Source organism: Thermomonas sp. S9 (genome assembly GCF_024704365.1).
Classification (GTDB): Bacteria; Pseudomonadota; Gammaproteobacteria; order Xanthomonadales; family Xanthomonadaceae; genus Thermomonas.
Genome location: NZ_JAJDFY010000001.1, coordinates 609,034 through 625,567, shown reverse-complemented (window position 1 = coordinate 625,567; position 16,534 = coordinate 609,034). Strand labels below are relative to the sequence as shown.

The following is a 16,534-nucleotide window of genomic DNA, read 5'->3' as shown; positions in this document are numbered from 1 at the left end:
TATCCTCCGCGCATCCATCCGGGGGACGCCATGGCCCACTCGCAGTTCGACCTGCTCCGGCAGCGCCGCTTCCTGCCGTATTTCACGGTGCAGGCGCTGGGCGCGTTCAACGACAACGTGTACCGGCAGGCGATCATCGGGCTGCTGGCGTACATGGCGGTGGGCAGCGCCGAGATGGGGCTGTACGCGAACCTGGCGCCGGCGGTCTTCATCCTGCCGTTCTTCCTGTTCTCGGCCAGCGCCGGGCAGATCGCGGAGAAGCTGGAGAAGCAGAAGCTCATCGTAATCACCACCTCGATGGAGATCGCGGTGATGTCGCTGGCGGCGGTGGGCTTCCTGCTGCAGAGCATGCCGGTGCTGCTGGTGGCGCTGTTCGGCACCGGGGTGCAGTCCACCCTGTTCGGGCCGGTGAAGTATTCGATCCTGCCCTCGGTGCTCAAGCCAGAGGAGCTCACCGGCGGCAACGGGCTGGTGGAGATGGGCACCTCGGTGGCGATCCTGCTGGGGATGGTGTCCGGCGGGCTGATCTTCCAGCTGGCCGGCGCGCACGGCCCGCAGCTGGCGGCGGCGACCGTGGTGCTGCTGGCGATCGCCGGCAACACGGTGGCGCGGCGCATCCCCAAGGTGGACGCCGGCGACCCGAGCCTGAAGGTGGACTGGAACATCCTGCGCGAGTCCTGGCGCATCTGGCAGCTGACGCGCCGGCAGCTGGCGGTGCGCAACGCGGTGCTGGGCGTGAGCTGGTTCTGGTTCGTGGGCACGGTGCTCACCGCGCAGCTGCCGGTGTACGCGCAGGCCAACCTGGGCGGCACCCAGAACCTCTACATCTTCGCGCTGGCGCTGTTCTCGGTGGGCGTCGGCATCGGCTCGATTTCCTGTGAAAAGCTGTCCGCGCGCACGGTGGAAATCGGGCTGGTGCCGCTGGGCGCATTCGGCATCAGCGCGTTTCTGCTCGACCTGTACTTCGCCCGTCCCGGGCAGGCGCTGGCGCACGGGCTGTCGGTGCCGGAGTTCGCGCGCGCGCCGGGCAGCCTGCGGATCATGGTCGACCTGGTCGGCATCGGGGTGTTCACCGGCTTCTTCGTGGTGCCGCTGTTCGCGCTGATCCAGAGCCGCACGCCGCGCAACGAGCTGGCGCGGGTGATCTCCGGCATGAACATCCAGAACGCGATGTTCATCGTCGCCGCCGCGCTCATCGGGCTGGCCCTGCAACGCCTGCTCGGCTGGACCATCCCGCAGGTGTTCCTGGCGCTGGCGATCGCCAACACGCTGGGGGCGGTCTATATCTTCACGATCGTGCCCGAGTTCCTGATGCGCTTTTTGAGCTGAGCTGCTGGTGCGCACGCTGTACCGGGTGAAGCTGCACGGTATTGAAGACCACGTGCCGGACGAGGGCGCGGCGCTGCTGGTGTGCAACCACGTCAGCTACATGGACGCGCTGATCCTGTCGGCCAGCATCCCGCGCCCGATGCGGTTCGTGATGTATTACAAGATCTTCGATATCCCGGTGCTGCGCTGGATCTTCCGCACCGCCAGGGCGATCCCGATCGCCGGCGCGCGCGAGGACCCGGAGGTGATGCAGCGCGCGTTCGACGCGGTGGACGCGGCCCTGGCCGAGGGCGAGCTGGTGTGCCTCTTCCCGGAAGGCGCGCTGACCAGGGACGGGCAGATCGCGCCGTTCAAGTCGGGCGTGGAGAAGATCCTGCAGCGCGCCGCCGCGCGGGCAGGACGTGCCGGTGGTGCCGCTGGCGCTGCGCAGCATGTGGGGCAGCATGTGGAGCCGGCGCGATTCACGGTTGGGCCGCATGCGCCTGCCGCGCCGGCTGCGCGCGCACATCGAAGTCGCCGCCGGCGCGCCGATCCCCGGCCACGCCGCCAGCGCCGCCCTGCTGGAAGCGCAGGTGCGCGCCCTGCGCGGGGATGCGGCGTAGGACGGCGCCATCCCGCCTCCGCAGCGCCCCGCAATTCCCGTTCGCAGCGGGGCCGCCATTCCCGTTCGCGGCGGACCCGGAATCCCGTTCGTGGCGAGCCCGCCATTCCCGTTCGTGGTGAGCCTGTCGAACCACGGACGGGAACCGGCAAACCCCACACCCCCGCACCGCCCTTCGACAGGCTCAGGGCGAACGGCGCATTCGGCACACGGCCGGCCTCAGCCCACCCAGCCGGCCACCACGAACAGGGCCAGCACCACCAGCCATAGCAACAGGATGCGCCAGATGAGGTTCATCGCCTCGCGCAGCTCCGGCAGCGGGCCGAACACCTCGGCCAGCGCGGTCTCGGCAGGGATACCGGAGGCGGTGTAATCGGCCACTTCCGCGGCGATGTCGGTGCGCACGCTGGCGCGCGCCGCCGCGCCCAGCAGGCCACCCTGCAGCCCGAACGCGCCGGGCCGGCGCCAGGCCGCGGCGACCGCGGCGGCATCGCCCACCACCGCCAGCGCCAGCAGCATCAGCTGGGTCACCGGCCAGTCCAGCAGCGCCAGCAGGGTGCGCGCAAGCGGCTGCACCGCCGCCGGCACCGCCTCGGCCAGGTCTTCCGCCGCCAGCGCCGCCAGCCGGTACAGCAGCGCGCCCGCCGGCCCCAGCAGGCAGAACCAGAACAGCACCCCGAACCAGCGCCGGCGCGCGCCGCGAAACACCGCCTCGACGCAGGCCCCGGCATCGGCCGGCGCGCCCGCCGGCGGCCACAGGCGGGCGGCGGCGGCGCGGCGGGCGGCCTCGTCCGGGGCCGCCAGCACCGCCGCCACGTCGCGGTCGAGATCGCGCGGGCCCCAGCACCAGAACAGCACGGCGATCCCCAGCAGCAGGCTGGGCAGGCCCCAGCCGAGCGGACGCAGGCCCAGCTGCACGACCCCCATCGCCAGCACCGGCAGGCCTGGCGCCAGCAGCAGGTACAGCGCCGCCGGCAGGCGCGGCCCCGGCCAGTGCAGCCAGTCGCGGTAGGCGTCGAAGCGGCGCACGCGGGCCGCCAGCCCCGGCGCCAGATGGCCCAGGGCCAGGGCGATGACGACCGCGAGCAGGGTGATGGCCATGCCTGCCAGTCTAGCCGGCGCGGGCGGCGGCGTATTCGTCCAGCCAGGTCTGGATCACGTGGCGGGCGATGGAGATGGGCGACGGCAGCACGATCTCGTCACCGGGGCCGTCGGCAGCGTTCCAGTCGCGCGCCAGCGCCGCGCGCACCTCCCCGGCGCTGAACCAGCGCGCGGCCTCGATTTCCTCTCCCGGCTGCGGCGGGTCGGGTTCGGCGTGGGCGATGAAGCCGAGCATCAGCGCGCCCGGGAACGGCCACGGTTGCGAGGCCAGGTAGCGCGCGCTGTGCGCATGTACGCGCACGCCGGTTTCCTCCATCACCTCGCGCACCACGGTCTGCTCCAGGGTCTCGCCGGGTTCGACGAAGCCGGCCAGCACCGACCAGCGCCGGCGCGGCCAGCTGGCCTGGCGCGCCAGCAGCAGGCGCTCGCCGTCGGTGATGGCGGCGATCATGGCCTGGTCGGTGCGCGGATAGTGCTCGCTGCCGCAGGCAGCGCACACGCCCCGCCAGCCGCCGCGCGCCAGCCGCAGCGGGCCGGCGCAGGCCGGGCAGTAGCGGTAGCGCTGGTGCCAGTGCTGCAGCGCGCGCGCCTGCGCGAACAGGGTGGACTGCCAGGCCGGCCACTGCGCGGCGGCGCTGCGCAGGTCCAGCCAGCCGGCGGCCGCGGGCGCGGCGGCTTCGGTCAGGAACCAGGCGCGCCCGTCGCGCAGACCGAGGAAGGTGCCATCCTGCGGGCCACCGGCCACTCCGGCGGCAGGCAGTTCCAGCAGCTGCCCGCGCGCATCCACCGGCGCCTGCCCGCGCGCGTCCAGCGCGATCACGCCGGCCTGCGGCCACAGCGCGGCCAGCGCGTCGGGATCGCTGCGCAGGTGGTCGGCGCGGTCCAGCGCCCCGTCCACGAAGGCGAACGGGCACGCCTGCGCCGCCGGCGCCTGGCTCATACGGTGAAGCTGCTGCCGCAGCCGCAGGTGGTCCTGGCGTTGGGGTTGCGGATCACGAACTGGGCGCCGGCCAGCGATTCGCTGTAATCGACCTCGGCGCCCATCAGGTACTGCAGGCTGAGCGGATCGACCAGCAGCGTGGCGCCGTCGGTGGCGATCGCCAGGTCGTCCGGCTCCTGGCCCTCGTCGAACTCGAAGCCGTACTGGAAGCCGGAGCAGCCGCCGCCCTGGATGTACACCCGCAGCTTGAGCGCCGGGTTGCCCTCCTCCGCCACCAGTTCGCGCACCTTGGCCGCGGCGGCGGCGGTGAAACGCAGCGGGGAAGCGGGCGGCAGCGGCGGCGTGGCGGGTTCGAGCAGGGGCAGATCCATGCCGACAGCATGGGGCGCGGGCGGCGTGGATTCAACCCGAAGATTCGACCCGAGGGTTTCCCTCGACCACTCACCCGTCGGCCTGCGCCGGGGCCACCACCGCCGCCCACGGGAACGCCTGCTCCAGCGGCGCGCCGCCCTCCGGCAGCAGGCGCACGACCACCCGCACCGGCTTGCTGCCACGCGGCAGCACCAGGTCGCCTTCCACCTGCTGGAAGTACTTGAAGGCGTAGGGAATGCCCGCAGTGGCGGCCGGCGCCGCCAGGGCAGGCCACTCCAGCCGGCGCAGACGGCGCCCGTCGCTGACCTCCACCTGCAGCTGCAGGTGGCCGGTATTGACCGCCCCGCGATTGATGTTCTGGGTCAGGGTGGCGGTGAAATGCCACAGCTGCGGATCCCGCTGCGGCTGCAGCACCAGCGCATGCACGCCCAACCCGCGGCGCTGGGCGCTGCCGGCGAAGCGCTCGTAGAAAGCGACATCGGCGCGCAGCGCGGCAATCTCCTCGTCGCGCTCGGCCAGGGTCGCCTGCAGGCTGGCGTTGGCCTCGCGGCTGATGCGGTCGGCCAGCGCCAGGGTCGCGTTGCGCTGTTCCAGCACCGCGATCCGGCGCGCCTGCGCCTGCAGCTGCTCGCGCGCATTGGCCGGCTGCGGGGCGAAACTGCGCCAGGCGCCCCACAGGCCCAGCAGCAGGGCGGCGGCAACCAACAGCGTGCCTGCCAAGCGCGGATGCCCGGCACGCGGACGCGGTGGCGGCGAAGAGGGCGGCATGCCGGCGGTATCGCATCGCCACGATCACTGCGTCAAGCCGGATTGGCGTATAGACTGGCAGCGTCCCCGCCGGAATGCGCGGCGCCTCGATGCGCCGGCGGCCTCCATTCCCGGCGTTTTGCGTCAGAATCACCGAATATGGACGTGCTGCCCCGCCCGATGGACTCCCGCACCACCAACGCCTCCGCCCTCCTTCCTGCGCCGGCCGCGGAGGATCTTGTATGAGCACGCTGCAGGACCCGACCGCCGCCGATGCTCTTCCCTACCGCGTGCTGATCGTCGAAGACGACCGCAGCCAGGCGGTGTTCGCCGAGGCGATCCTGCGCGGCGCCGGGATGCAGGTGGAAGTGGTCGCGGTGCCCGAGCGGGTGCTGGAAGCGGTGGAACGCTTCGATCCCGACCTGGTGCTGATGGACCTGCACCTGCCCGGCACCAGCGGCACCGCGCTCACCCGCCAGATCCGCGCGCTGTCGCGCTTCGAACACACCCCGGTGGTGTTCCTGACCGGCGACCAGGACCCCGAGCGCCAGCTGGAAGTGCTGGAGCAGGGCGGCGACGACTTCATCCTCAAGCCGGTGCGCCCGCGCCACCTGATCGTGGCGGTGCAAAGCCGCGTCCGCCGGGCGCGCGCGCTGCGCAGCAGCCTGCAGGCGCCGGCCGAATCCGACCGCCATCCGGTCACCGGGCTGCATACCCGCCCGGCGCTGATGAAGGCGCTCTCCGCCCAACTTGCCAGCGGCGCACCGGGGGGCACTGCTGCTGGAGATCGGCAATGCCGCAGCGCTGCGCGCGCGCTACGGGTATGCCGCCTTCGAATCCCTGATGACCGACGCCGGGCGCTTCCTCGCCACCTTGACGGGCGAGCACCCCACCGCGCGCCTGAGCGACAACGCGTTCCTGGTCGCGGCCAAGGGCCTCGATCGCGGCGCGCTGGACACCTTCGCCCGCACCCTGCGCGACGGCATCGGCTACCACGATTTCCAGGTGGATGACGCGCCGCTGCGCCTGCGCTGCACCCTCGGCTATACCACCTACGAGCACGGCTTCGAGGATGCCGGCGCGGTGCTGGCCGCGGCCGAAGACGCAGGGCGCGAGGCGCACGCCTCGCCGGTGGGAATCGCGGCCTACACCCCGCCCGACACCACCGCCGATGCCGGCGTGGTGCAGGAGCTGCGCGCCGCGCTGGCGCCCGGCGGCCAGGGCCTGTACCTGGCATTCCAGCCGGTGGTGGCGGTGGCCGGCGGCGACGAGGCCCAGTTCCAGGTACTGCTGCGGATGACCGGCGCCGATGGCAACGTGCGCAAGGCCGCCGAGTTCCTGCCCGCGGCGCAGGCCAGCGGGCTGATGCCGCAGCTCGACCGCTGGGTGATGGAAAACGCGCTGCAGCTGCTGCAGAAGCGCCGCGCCGAAAGCCGGCCGCTGCGCCTGTTCGTCTCGCAGTCGCCGCGCACCCTGGCGCAGGACAGCTACGTCGGCTGGCTGCAGGAGGCGCTGGACCGCTACGCGGTGGATGGCCCCTCGCTGGTGATCGACCTGCGCCTGGAGGATGCGGTGATCCACGTGGTGCTGCTGCACCAGGTCTGCGAGCAGCTGGTGCCGGCCGGGGTGCAGTTCTGCCTCAGCCAGTTCCGCAGCAACGAGGACGCCAACCAGCTGCTGCAGGAACTGCCGCTGGGCTATCTGCGCCTGTCCGCCGAATTCGCACGCCACCCGCTGCCGCCGGAGCTGCAGGACGAAATGCGGATGGCGATCGAGCGCGCGCACCGGCTCGGCCTGCAGGTGATCGGGCAGGCGGTGGAAGACCCGCAGGCCGCGGCCGCGCTGTGGGTGGCCGGGATCGACTTCATCCAGGGCAACCTGGTCCAGCATCCCGACCAGGCGCTGGAGTTCGACTTCCGGAGCGCCACCCTGTGAACGCCACGCGCGGCTCGGGCCTGACCCTTGCCAGCGCCCGCTGGATGGCCCTGGGCGCTGCCGCCGGCGCGGCGCTGGCGCTGGTGGTGGAGCAGCTGGGCGTGCAGGGTCCGTGGCAGATCATTGCCCTCATCCTCGCCCTGCTGGCGCTGTTTGGCACCACCACCTATGCGCTGACCGCGCGCAATCGCGAGCTCCAGCTGCGCGAACAGGCCGAGCAGGCCGAGCGCAGCGTGGAGGAGATCAGCCTGCTGCAACGCGAGATCGACCGCCATACCAAACTGGAAGAGGAGCTGACCCGCGCCAAGCAGGCGGCGGAGGCGGCGGTGATGGCCAAGGGCGAGTTCCTGGCCACCATGAGCCACGAGATCCGCACCCCGCTGAACGGCATCATCCCGATGCTGGATCTGCTGACCAGCTCGCGCATGACCCTGGACCAGCAGGAGATCCTGCGCACTGCGATCGCCTCGGCGCAGCAGCTGCTGCGGATCGTGGACGACATCCTGGACTACTCCAAGCTGGAAGCCGACCGCCTGGAGCTGGAGACCACCGCGTTCAACCTGCGCGAGCTGCTGCAGAGCGTGATCACGCTGATGGAGCGGCCGGCCGCGGCCAAGAACCTGCACCTGACCCTGTACATCGACTCCTCGGTGCGGCTGCCGGTGCGCGGCGACCCGGTGCGCCTGCGCCAGGTGATCAGCAACCTGGTCAGCAACGCGATCAAGTTCACCGAGCGCGGCAGCGTCACCGTCACCGTCAGGCGGGTCGGCGAGACCCCGGCCCAGCACCTGCTGCGCGTCGAGGTGCAGGACACCGGCATCGGCATCGAACCTGCCATTCGCGACAAGCTGTTCCAGCCATTCAGCCAGGCCGATGCCTCCACCACCCGGCTGTACGGCGGCACCGGGCTGGGGCTGGTGATCTCGCAGCGCATCGTCGCGCTGATGGGCGGCAAGATCGGGGTGGAGTCGCAGCCGGGGCTGGGCTCGACCTTCTGGTTCGAGGTGCCGCTGCTGAAGGTCGCCGGCGACATGCCCACCCAGCAGGAGGACCTGCACGGCGGGCGCGTGCTGCTGATCACCACCGATCCGCGGCTGCGCATGCGCCTGACCATGCTGCTGCCGAACTGGGGCCTCCGCGTGACCACCGTGGAGAACACCCACGACGCGCTGGAGCGCCTGCGCCAGGCGCACGCGCAGGGCGAGCCGTGGACCTTCTCGGTGGTACTGGCGGACCTCTCCAGCATCCGCAGCACCGCATTGTCGCTGGCGCGCAACATGGAACGCCGCCAGCAGTACGGCGATGTGCGCCTGGTGTACCTGCGCGGCGACGAAATCACTTCGCTCGACCTGCCGGTCTCGGCCACGATCATCCCGCGCCACGTCGAGGACGCCGACCTGCGCGCGGCGCTGTCCGCTTCCGGCGTCTCGTGGGCGCATCACGACCCGCACCCGGCCCCGACCGGACGCGGCGCCGGCGGGGCCCCGGCGGCGGGCACGCAGGCACCGCGGGTGCTGCTGGTGGAGGACAATCCGGTCAACCTGATGGTGGCGCAGCGCCTGCTGCAGGTGCTGGGCGCCGAGTGCGACACCGCCGGCAACGGCCAGGTGGCGCTGGAGAAACTCGAGGCCGGCGATTACGACCTGGTGCTGATGGACTGCCAGATGCCGGTGCTGGACGGCTATGCCGCCACCCGCAAGTGGCGCGAACTCGAGCAGCAGCGGCCGACCGCGCGGCGCATGCCGATCGTGGCGATGACCGCCAACGCGATGGCCGGCGACCGTCAGAAGTGCCTGGACGCGGGCATGGACGACTACCTGGCCAAGCCGGTCACCCGCGCCGAGCTGGAGCAATGCATCGCGCGCTGGCGCGGCACCCGCATGCCGGTGCCCGCCAGCCTGCCGTCGCCCGCCGAGCTGGCGGAACGCTCGCCGCCGGTGCTCGACGGCGGGGTGCTGGGCGAGCTGCGCGAAGTCCTCGGCGCCGAGGTGGACAAGATCATCGCGGTCTACCTGGAGGACGCCCCGCGCCTGATCGCGCAGCTGGAGCGCGCCGCGGTCTCCAACGACCCCATCGCGCTGCGGGTGGCCGCGCATACCCTGAAGTCGTCCAGCGCCAACGTCGGCGCAACCACGCTGTCGAACGCCGCACGCGATCTCGAACACGGCGCGCGCGACGGCACCTTGTCCGAACCTTCGGCCGCGGTGGCGGCCATCGTCGCCGAGTTCGCGCGCGTGCGCGCGGCGCTGCAGGCGCAGCAGGCTGGCAAGGTGCCGGCCTGACCGCCCGCCCCGCGCGTCAGCCGCTGTAGCGGCAGCCCGAGGTGCAGGTTTCGCGCACCACCACCGCCGACAGCAGCGGTACCCGCGGCTTCAGCCGCTCCCAGATCCAGATCGCCAGGCGCTCGCTGGTGGGGTTTTCCAGGCCCTCGATGTCGTTGAGGTAGTGATGGTCCAGCTGCTCGTACAGCGGCTGGAAGGCGGCCTTGAGGTCGGCGAAATCCATCACCCAGCCGGTGTCCGCGCCAGGCTCGCCGCTGACGTGCAGCTCGATCCCGAACGAATGCCCGTGCAGGCGCGCGCACTTGTGCCCGGCCGGCACGTTCGGCAACCGGTGCGCGGCTTCGAGGGTGAAGGTCTTGTAGATGTCCATGCGGGGGGCATGCCGGAGCCGGGGCCACGCGGGGCCGGAAACGCGCAGCCCCGCCAGGATGCGGGGTTGCGAGCGGCTGCGCGTTGGTGGCCGCGTTGGTGGCTATGGGTGGACTCGAACCACCGACCCCAGCATTATGAGTGCTGTGCTCTAACCGGCTGAGCTACATAGCCAACGCAGAGCCGGGCATTATCCTGATCCCCCCGGCCCGCGTCAATTCGCCGCGCGGGCGCTTGCCCACCCCGGCGGCGGCTGGCACAGTCGGGCCATCGCTTGCTGCATGGAGTCCGCCTCGTGGTCGATCCGGACGGCTTCCGCCCCAACGTCGGCATCGTGCTGATGCAGGAAGACGGCCGCCTGTTCTGGGCGCGCCGGGTGCGTCGCGACGGCTGGCAGTTCCCACAGGGCGGCATCCACACCGACGAGACCCCGCTGGAGGCGATGCACCGCGAATTGCGCGAGGAAACCGGGCTGTTGCCGGAACATGTGGAGGTGCTGGGCGCCACGCCCGGCTGGCTGCGCTACCGGCTGCCGCCGCACGCGATCCGCCACCGCGACCGGCTGGTGTGCATCGGCCAGAAGCAGGTGTGGTTCCTGCTGCGCTTCCGCGGCCAGGAGCGCGACCTGCGCCTGGACCTGACCACCACGCCGGAATTCGACGACTGGCGCTGGGTGGACTACTGGTACCCGCTGGCGCACGTGGTGCCGTTCAAGCGCAACGTCTATACCCGCGCCCTGCACTACCTGGCGCCGCTGGCGCGTGCGGTGGCGGGGCCGCAGGCCGTTCCCGAGCCGGCGCCCGGCGCCCCGCAACGGCTGCGCCAGCGCTGATCCGCGGCCCGCAGGCCTGGCGTGCACCTGAACGCAGGACAACCGTCCGTCGCCACGGCCAGCGCGCATGTTGCATCGCAACAAAACGACGGTTATGCTGCAGCGCACAAACCGGCAATGCCTGCCGGATCGCCACGCAGGAGACCGCCATGTACCAGTTCAACCTCAACGAGCAGTTCAGCAAGACCGCCGGCCAGTTCGCCGAGGCGGCCGCCAACATCAACCGCCTGGCCCTGGCCAATGCCGAGAAGGCGTTCGGCCTGCACCTGGCCGCGGCTCGAGGAAAACATCAACGCCACCTTCGCCTTCGCCGGCGAGCTGGTGGACATGCGCGATGCCGAGGCCATGAAGACGGTGTGGCCGAAGGGTCTGCAGGTCGCCCGCACCAATGCCGAGCGCAGCCTGGGCGCCATGCAGGAAGCCTTCGCGCACACCCTGAAGACCCACGAGGCGATCGGCGAGCTGGCCAAGAGCCAGTTCGAGCTGGCCGGCGCGCAGGTCAAGGCCGAAGTCGAGAAGGCCGCCAAGGCCGGCGCCAAGGCCGCCAAGTAAGCCCGCAATCGCATTCCACTCCGGAATACCGCCGGACACGATCCCCCTCCGGTTCGGCGCGTTTGCGCCCGGCAGCCCCGCTGCCGGGCGTTTTTGTGTCTGGCGATCCGGCCGCCGGCGCCCTCCATACAGGGCAGCGCGCGCCCGGCAATATGTGTACCGGAAAGTACATTAAGCGTGCTACGCTTGCGCGCCCCTCTTCCACCCCCCCGGGAATCTCGCCATGTCCCCTACCCCATCCCGCTCCAAGCCCAACGCTCCGCTGCGCTGGATCCTGATGCTGGCCGGCGTGCTGGTCGTGTTCGGCGGCGTATTTCTGGTCAAGGCGGTGTTCGCCCGCAAGACCAATGCGTTCTTCGACCACATGCCGCAGCCGGCGGTGGCGGTGAGCACCTACACCGCGAAGACCGAGCGCTGGAGCAGCGACAACCAGGCGGTCGGCACCCTGGTCGCGGTGAACGGCACCAACGTCACCACCGAGTCCGGCGGCGTGGTCCGCAGCATCGAGTTCCAGGCCGGGCAGCCGGTGCGCGCCGGCGACGTGCTGGTGCGCCTGAACACCGCCAACGAGGAAGCCACGCTGAAGGCGCTGGACGCCGCGGCGACGCTGGCGCAGGTGCAGGCCGGGCGCTGGACCCGGCTGGGCCAGGATCAGCTGGTGTCGAAGGACGACGTGCAGCAGAAGCAGACCGCTGCCGCCAGCGCGCGTGCGCAGGCCGAGGCGCAGCGGGCGCTGATCGCACAGAAGACCATCCGCGCGCCGTTCTCCGGGGTGCTCGGCATCCGCCAGGTGAACCTGGGCCAGTACGTGGCGCCGGGCGCGCCGATCGTCACTTTGCAGCAGCTGGATCCGATCTATGTGAACTTCAGCCTGCCCGAGCAGATGATCGACGAGGTCGCACCCGGCACTGCGGTGACCGCCCGCGTGGACGCCCTGCCCGGCAAGGTATTCGAAGGCAAGGTGACCGCCGTGGAGCCGCTGGTGGATTCCAGCACGCGCAACTTCGGCGTGCAGGCCACCCTGCGCAATCCGGACGGCACGCTGCGCCCGGGCAGCTTCGCCCGGGTCGGCTTCAGCCTTGGCGGCGCCCGCGACGTGGTGGTGATCCCGCAGACCGCGGTCAGCTTCAACCCCTACGGGAACAGTGTGTTCGTGGTGACCAAGACCGCGCGCAAGCCGGGCGAGACCGACATGCAGGGCAAGCCGCTGACCGGCGACAAGTTCATCGTCACCCAACGCTTCGTCAAGACCGGCGCCACCCGCGGCGACCTGATCGCGGTCAGCGACGGCCTGAAAGCCGGCGAGACGGTGGTCACCTCCGGCCTGCTGAAGCTGCGCAACGACGCCGAGGTGACCATCAACAACCGCGTGCAGCCGGCCGCCGACCTGCACCCACAGGTGCAGAACAGGTAAGGAGCCACCCCGCGCTGGGCATGCGGCGCCTCCGGTCCGCTCCTAGCCTGCTCCTAGCCTGCCGTCGTCTCCAGGACATCCTCATGAAGTTCACCGACATCTTCATCCGCAAGCCGGTGCTGGCGATGGTCGTCAGCCTGTTCATCCTGCTGCTGGGCCTGCGCGCCTTCAGCGAACTGAACGTGCGCAAGTATCCGGAGCTGCGCAATGCGGTGGTCAACGTCACCACCGCCTATTACGGCGCCGACGCCAACCTGATCCAGGGCTTCATCACCACTCCGCTGGAGCGCGAGATCGCGAGCGCCGAGGGAATCGACTACATCGCCTCCACCAGCTCGGCCGGGGTCAGCAGCATCCAGGCCTACATCCGGATGGACAAGGATCCGAACCAGGTGCTGACCCAGATCAGCGCCAAGGTCAACAAGCTGCGCGGCCAGCTGCCGCCGCAGTCGCAGGATCCGGTGATCGACCTGCAGCAGGGCGAGCAGATCGCGGCGATGTACGTTTCCTTCGCCAGCAACACTCTGACCAACAACCAGATCAGCGACTACCTGACCCGGGTGATCCAGCCCAAGCTGGTGACCGTGCCCGGCGTGCAGCGCGCCGAGATCCTGGGCGCCGGCACCTTCGCCATGCGCATCTGGCTGAAGCCGGAGAAGATGGCCGCGCTCAAGGTCACCGGCAGCGACATCCAGAATGCGCTGCAAGCCAACAACGTGCTGGCGGCGGTCGGCTCCACCAAGGGCCAGATGGTGGCGATCGACATGACCGCGCGCACCGACCTGCGCAATGCCGACGAGTTCCGCAAGCTGATCGTGCGCGAGCAGGACGGTGCGATCGTGCGCCTCGGCGACGTCGCCGACGTGGTGCTGGGCTCGGAGAGCTATGGCACCTCGGTGCGGATCAACGGCGAGGCCGCCACGTTCATGGGCATCTACGTCGCGCCCGATGCGAACTCGCTGGAGGTCATCAAGGCCGTGCGCAAGCTGTGGGACAGCCAGATCGTGCCGCAGCTGCCGCAGGGCATCACCGCCACCATTCCCTATGACAGCACCGAGGCGATCAACGACGCCATCAACGAGGTGATCCGCACCATCATCGAGGCGCTGGTCATCGTCATCGTGGTGATCTACCTGTTCCTGGGCTCGCTGCGCAGCGTGCTGATCCCGGCGGTCACCATCCCGCTGTCGCTGATCGGCGGGCTGTTCCTGATGCTGGTGCTGGGCTTCTCGATCAACCTGCTCACCCTGCTGGCGATGGTGCTGGCGATCGGCATCGTGGTGGACGATGCGATCATCGTGCTGGAGAACATCCACCGCCACATCGAGGAAGGCATGTCGCCGTACGATGCCGCCATCCGCGGTGCGCGCGAGCTGGCCTGGCCGGTGGTGGCGATGACCACCACCCTGGTCGCGGTGTACCTGCCGATCGGCTTCCAGGGCGGCCTGACCGGCGTGCTGTTCACCGAGTTCGCGTTCACCCTGGCCGGCGCGGTGCTGCTGTCCGGCGTGATCGCGCTCACCCTCACCCCGATGATGAGCTCGCGCATCCTCAAGGCGCACGACCCCGAGCACCCCAAGAGCCGGCTCGAGGACTGGCTGGACCGCCGCTTCGAAGCGCTGCGCCAGGCCTACCAGCGGCGCCTGCATGGCGCGCTGGAAACCAAATCGGTGATCGCCGCGTTCGGCCTGATCGTGCTCGTCAGCTGCGTGTTCCTGTACAGCACCGCGCCGAAGGAACAGGCGCCGCTGGAGGACGAGGGCTTCATCTTCTCGGTCGCCAGCGCCGACCCCACCGCCACCCTCGACTACGTCGAGCGCTATACCGCCGAGATCAACCGGATCGCCAAGGGCGTGCCGGAGGTGCAGGACCGCTTCCTGTTCAACGGCGGCTTCGGCGGCGGTGGCGGCGGCGCCAGCCCGATGGCGATGGGCGGCTTCGTGCTCAAGCCGTGGAGCCAGCGCAGCCGCTCCACCAACCAGGTGCTACAGCAGGAACTGCAGCCGAAGCTGGCGCAGGTGACCGGCCTCAACGTGTTCTCGCTGGTGCCGCCCTCGCTGCCCAGCGCCGGCGGCGGCGCCAGCGGCGGCGAGTTCATCATCGGCGGCGTGGGCGAGCTGTCGCAGCTATCCGAACTGGCGGATGCGGTGCTGGCCAAGGCCCGCGCCAGCGGCCGCTTCATCTTCCTCGACAAGGACCTGAAGATCGACAAGCCGCAGATCGAGGTGGTGGTGGACCGCGACAAGGCCGCCACCCTCGGGATCGACATGCGCACCCTCGCCGCCGACATGTCGGCGATGCTGGCCGGCGGCTACACCAACCTGTTCTCGATGCAGAACCGCTCGTACCGGGTGATCCCGCAGGTCGAGCGCCAGCGCCGGCTGAACGCGCACGACCTCGAGAACTACTACACCCGCACCCGCGACGGCCAGCTGATCCCGCTGTCCACCATCGTCACCCTCAAGGAGAGCACCCAGCCGCAGTCGCTGAAGCGCTTCCAGCAGCTCAACGCGGTGGCCATCACCTTCGCGCCGCGCCCGGGCGTCACCAAGGGCGAGGCGCTGGCGATCCTGGACCAGGCCGCCAAGGACGTGCTGCCGCAGGGGTACAGCGTGGACTACGCCGGCGAATCGCGGCAGTTCAAGCAGGAGGGCTCGGCCATGCTGCTGACCCTGGTGCTGGCGCTGCTCGTGATCTACCTGGTGCTGTCGGCGCAGTTCGAGAGCTTCCGCGACGCGCTGATCATGCTGCTGACCGTACCGATGGCGATCAGCGGCGCGCTGCTTGCGCTGAACGTGCTGGCGCTGGTGGCCAACGTGCTGCAGTTCGCCGGGATCGAGGCCTTCCCGGGATGAGCATCAACATCTATACCCAGGTCGGCCTGGTGACCCTGATCGGCGTGATCTCCAAGCACGGCATCCTGATCGTGGAGTTCGCCAACAGGCTGCAGGAGCAGGGCCTGTCCAAGCGCGAAGCGATCGAGCAGGCCACCGGCATCCGCCTGCGCCCGGTGCTGATGACCACCGCCGCGCTGGTGTTCGCGATGATCCCGCTGCTGCTGGCCAAGGGCCCGGGTGCGGCCTCGCGCTTCTCGATGGGCGTGGTAATCGCCTCCGGCATGACCATCGGCACCCTGTTCACCCTGTTCGTGCTGCCGGCGTTCTACCTGTACCTGGCGCGCGACCATGCGCACGACCGCAAGCCGGACGCCGAACAGGCCGAGGTGGACGCCTTCGGCGAAGCCCCGCTGACCACCGCGCCGCCACGGGACTGAACCGGCGCGCATGGCCACTCACGCAAACGCCCGGGCCTGCCCGGGCGTTTGCGTTTGCGCGCGAGGCGCCGCTAGGCGGCCAGCGTCGACACGCGCAGGTGCGCGGCCAGCGCCTGCGGATCGCCATCCGGCGCATACGGCAGCACGCCCCAGCACGGCGCCGGCAGGCGCGCGCGCAGGATGGCGAGGTTGTCCTCCACCCGCGCCATCGCCGGGTCCACCTGCGAGCCGATCCAACCGGCCAGGTGCAGGCCGTCGGCGGCGATCGCGCGCGCGCTCAGCAGGGCGTGGTTCTGGCAGCCCAGGCGCAGGCCCACCACCAGCACCACCGGCAGGCGCAGCGCGCGCACCAGGTCGGCCTGCATCAGGCTGGCCGACAGCGGCGCGGCCCAGCCGCCGACGCCCTCCACCACCAGCGCGTCCACCCGCGCCGCCAGCCGCGCATGGGCCGCCAGAATCGGTGCCAGCGTCACCTCGATGCCGGCATCGCGCGCGGCCAGCTCCGGCGCCAGCGGCTGCTCCAGCGCGAACGGGTTGAGGTCGGTATAGGCGATCCCGGGTTCACCCGCGCGCTGCAGGGCGAGCGCGTCGGCGTTGCGCCAGGCGCCGTCGATGCGCTCGCAGCCGCTGGCCACCGGCTTCATCCCGGCCGCGCGCAGCCCGCGTGCGCGCAGCGCGTGCAGCAGCGCGCAGCTGGAAAGCGTCTTGCCGATGCCGGTGTCGGTGCCGGTGATATAGAACGCGTGCATGGGGCGATTCCACGCCGTGGGGACGGGCGCGATGTTA

14 protein-coding genes, 1 tRNA gene and 2 pseudogenes are annotated in these 16,534 nt (G+C 70.6%); 9 read left to right on the top strand and 8 right to left on the bottom strand.

From position 1 onward, the window contains the following. Positions 1 to 30: 30 nt before the first annotated feature. Positions 31 to 1,931 (top strand): annotated as a pseudogene (locus LJB71_RS03050) (MFS transporter). Positions 1,932 to 2,149: 218 nt separating this feature from the next. Here the strand turns inward: LJB71_RS03050 and LJB71_RS03045 are convergent. From LJB71_RS03045 to LJB71_RS03030, 4 genes are all read right to left on the bottom strand, one after another. Further along, positions 2,150 to 3,031: a hypothetical protein gene (locus tag LJB71_RS03045; protein ID WP_259303035.1), complete on the bottom strand. Its 882-nt coding sequence runs from the start codon at positions 3,029 to 3,031 to the stop codon at positions 2,150 to 2,152. Between the two features lie 10 nt (positions 3,032 to 3,041). Continuing rightward, entirely contained in the window at positions 3,042 to 3,971 is a 930-nt protein-coding gene (gene nudC, locus LJB71_RS03040; protein WP_259303034.1) for an NAD(+) diphosphatase, read from the bottom strand. Continuing rightward, a complete protein-coding gene (gene erpA / locus LJB71_RS03035) occupies positions 3,968 to 4,342 on the bottom strand; it encodes an iron-sulfur cluster insertion protein ErpA (protein ID WP_259303033.1) in 375 nt (124 codons plus the stop codon). Before erpA ends, nudC begins: the two co-directional genes overlap by 4 nt. 70 nt (positions 4,343 to 4,412) lie before the next feature. After that, the gene (locus tag LJB71_RS03030) at positions 4,413 to 5,063 is read right to left on the bottom strand and encodes a DUF6776 family protein (protein WP_259303032.1); all 651 of its coding nucleotides are present in this window, start codon (positions 5,061 to 5,063) and stop codon (positions 4,413 to 4,415) included. A 269-nt stretch (positions 5,064 to 5,332) separates the two neighbouring features. On the opposite strand from LJB71_RS03030, the gene LJB71_RS03025 reads away from it, so the two are divergent. Genes LJB71_RS03025 through LJB71_RS03015 form a run of 3 tightly spaced genes read left to right on the top strand, consistent with a single transcriptional unit; the run spans position 5,333 to position 9,307 of the window. Beyond that, positions 5,333 to 6,103, top strand: coding sequence for a response regulator (locus LJB71_RS03025; protein WP_259303031.1), 771 nt, complete (start codon positions 5,333 to 5,335; stop codon positions 6,101 to 6,103). Next, complete coding sequence (locus tag LJB71_RS03020; RefSeq protein ID WP_259304723.1) at positions 6,096 to 7,025, top strand: EAL domain-containing protein; 930 nt, start codon at positions 6,096 to 6,098, stop codon at positions 7,023 to 7,025. The genes LJB71_RS03025 and LJB71_RS03020 overlap by 8 nt, the downstream gene beginning before the upstream one ends. A gap of 44 nt (positions 7,026 to 7,069) precedes the next feature. Continuing rightward, entirely contained in the window at positions 7,070 to 9,307 is a 2,238-nt protein-coding gene (locus LJB71_RS03015) for an ATP-binding protein (RefSeq protein ID WP_259304722.1), read from the top strand. Between the two features lie 16 nt (positions 9,308 to 9,323). Here the strand turns inward: LJB71_RS03015 and queD are convergent, their stop codons facing one another. Further along, complete coding sequence (gene queD / locus LJB71_RS03010) at positions 9,324 to 9,677, bottom strand: 6-carboxytetrahydropterin synthase QueD (protein ID WP_259303030.1); 354 nt, start codon at positions 9,675 to 9,677, stop codon at positions 9,324 to 9,326. Positions 9,678 to 9,773: 96 nt separating this feature from the next. Then, a tRNA-Met gene (locus LJB71_RS03005) sits at positions 9,774 to 9,850 on the bottom strand. 121 nt (positions 9,851 to 9,971) lie between these two features. On the opposite strand from LJB71_RS03005, the pseudogene LJB71_RS03000 reads away from it, so the two are divergent. Then, positions 9,972 to 10,463: pseudogene (locus LJB71_RS03000) on the top strand (RNA pyrophosphohydrolase); the annotation flags it as partial. A 137-nt stretch (positions 10,464 to 10,600) separates the two neighbouring features. Here the strand turns inward: LJB71_RS03000 and LJB71_RS14495 are convergent. Further along, positions 10,601 to 10,855, bottom strand: a complete 255-nt coding sequence (locus tag LJB71_RS14495) for a hypothetical protein (RefSeq protein WP_310649381.1) — start codon at positions 10,853 to 10,855, stop codon at positions 10,601 to 10,603. Between LJB71_RS14495 and LJB71_RS14490 the strand changes: the two genes are divergently transcribed. From LJB71_RS14490 to LJB71_RS02980, 4 genes are all read left to right on the top strand, one after another. Next, positions 10,854 to 11,060, top strand: a complete 207-nt coding sequence (locus LJB71_RS14490; protein ID WP_310649380.1) for a hypothetical protein — start codon at positions 10,854 to 10,856, stop codon at positions 11,058 to 11,060. The genes LJB71_RS14495 and LJB71_RS14490 overlap by 2 nt on opposite strands. 223 nt (positions 11,061 to 11,283) lie before the next feature. Beyond that, positions 11,284 to 12,474, top strand: coding sequence for an efflux RND transporter periplasmic adaptor subunit (locus tag LJB71_RS02990; protein WP_259303029.1), 1,191 nt, complete (start codon positions 11,284 to 11,286; stop codon positions 12,472 to 12,474). Between the two features lie 20 nt (positions 12,475 to 12,494). After that, the gene (locus LJB71_RS02985; RefSeq protein WP_310649379.1) at positions 12,495 to 15,329 is read left to right on the top strand and encodes an efflux RND transporter permease subunit; all 2,835 of its coding nucleotides are present in this window, start codon (positions 12,495 to 12,497) and stop codon (positions 15,327 to 15,329) included. Next, positions 15,326 to 15,748 (top strand): efflux RND transporter permease subunit, encoded by a 423-nt coding sequence (locus LJB71_RS02980; protein ID WP_259303028.1) that lies wholly within the window; start codon positions 15,326 to 15,328, stop codon positions 15,746 to 15,748. Before LJB71_RS02985 ends, LJB71_RS02980 begins: the two co-directional genes overlap by 4 nt. A gap of 71 nt (positions 15,749 to 15,819) precedes the next feature. Here the strand turns inward: LJB71_RS02980 and bioD are convergent, their stop codons facing one another. After that, a complete protein-coding gene (bioD, locus tag LJB71_RS02975; RefSeq protein WP_259303027.1) occupies positions 15,820 to 16,497 on the bottom strand; it encodes a dethiobiotin synthase in 678 nt (225 codons plus the stop codon). Between the last annotated feature and the right edge of the window lie 37 nt (positions 16,498 to 16,534).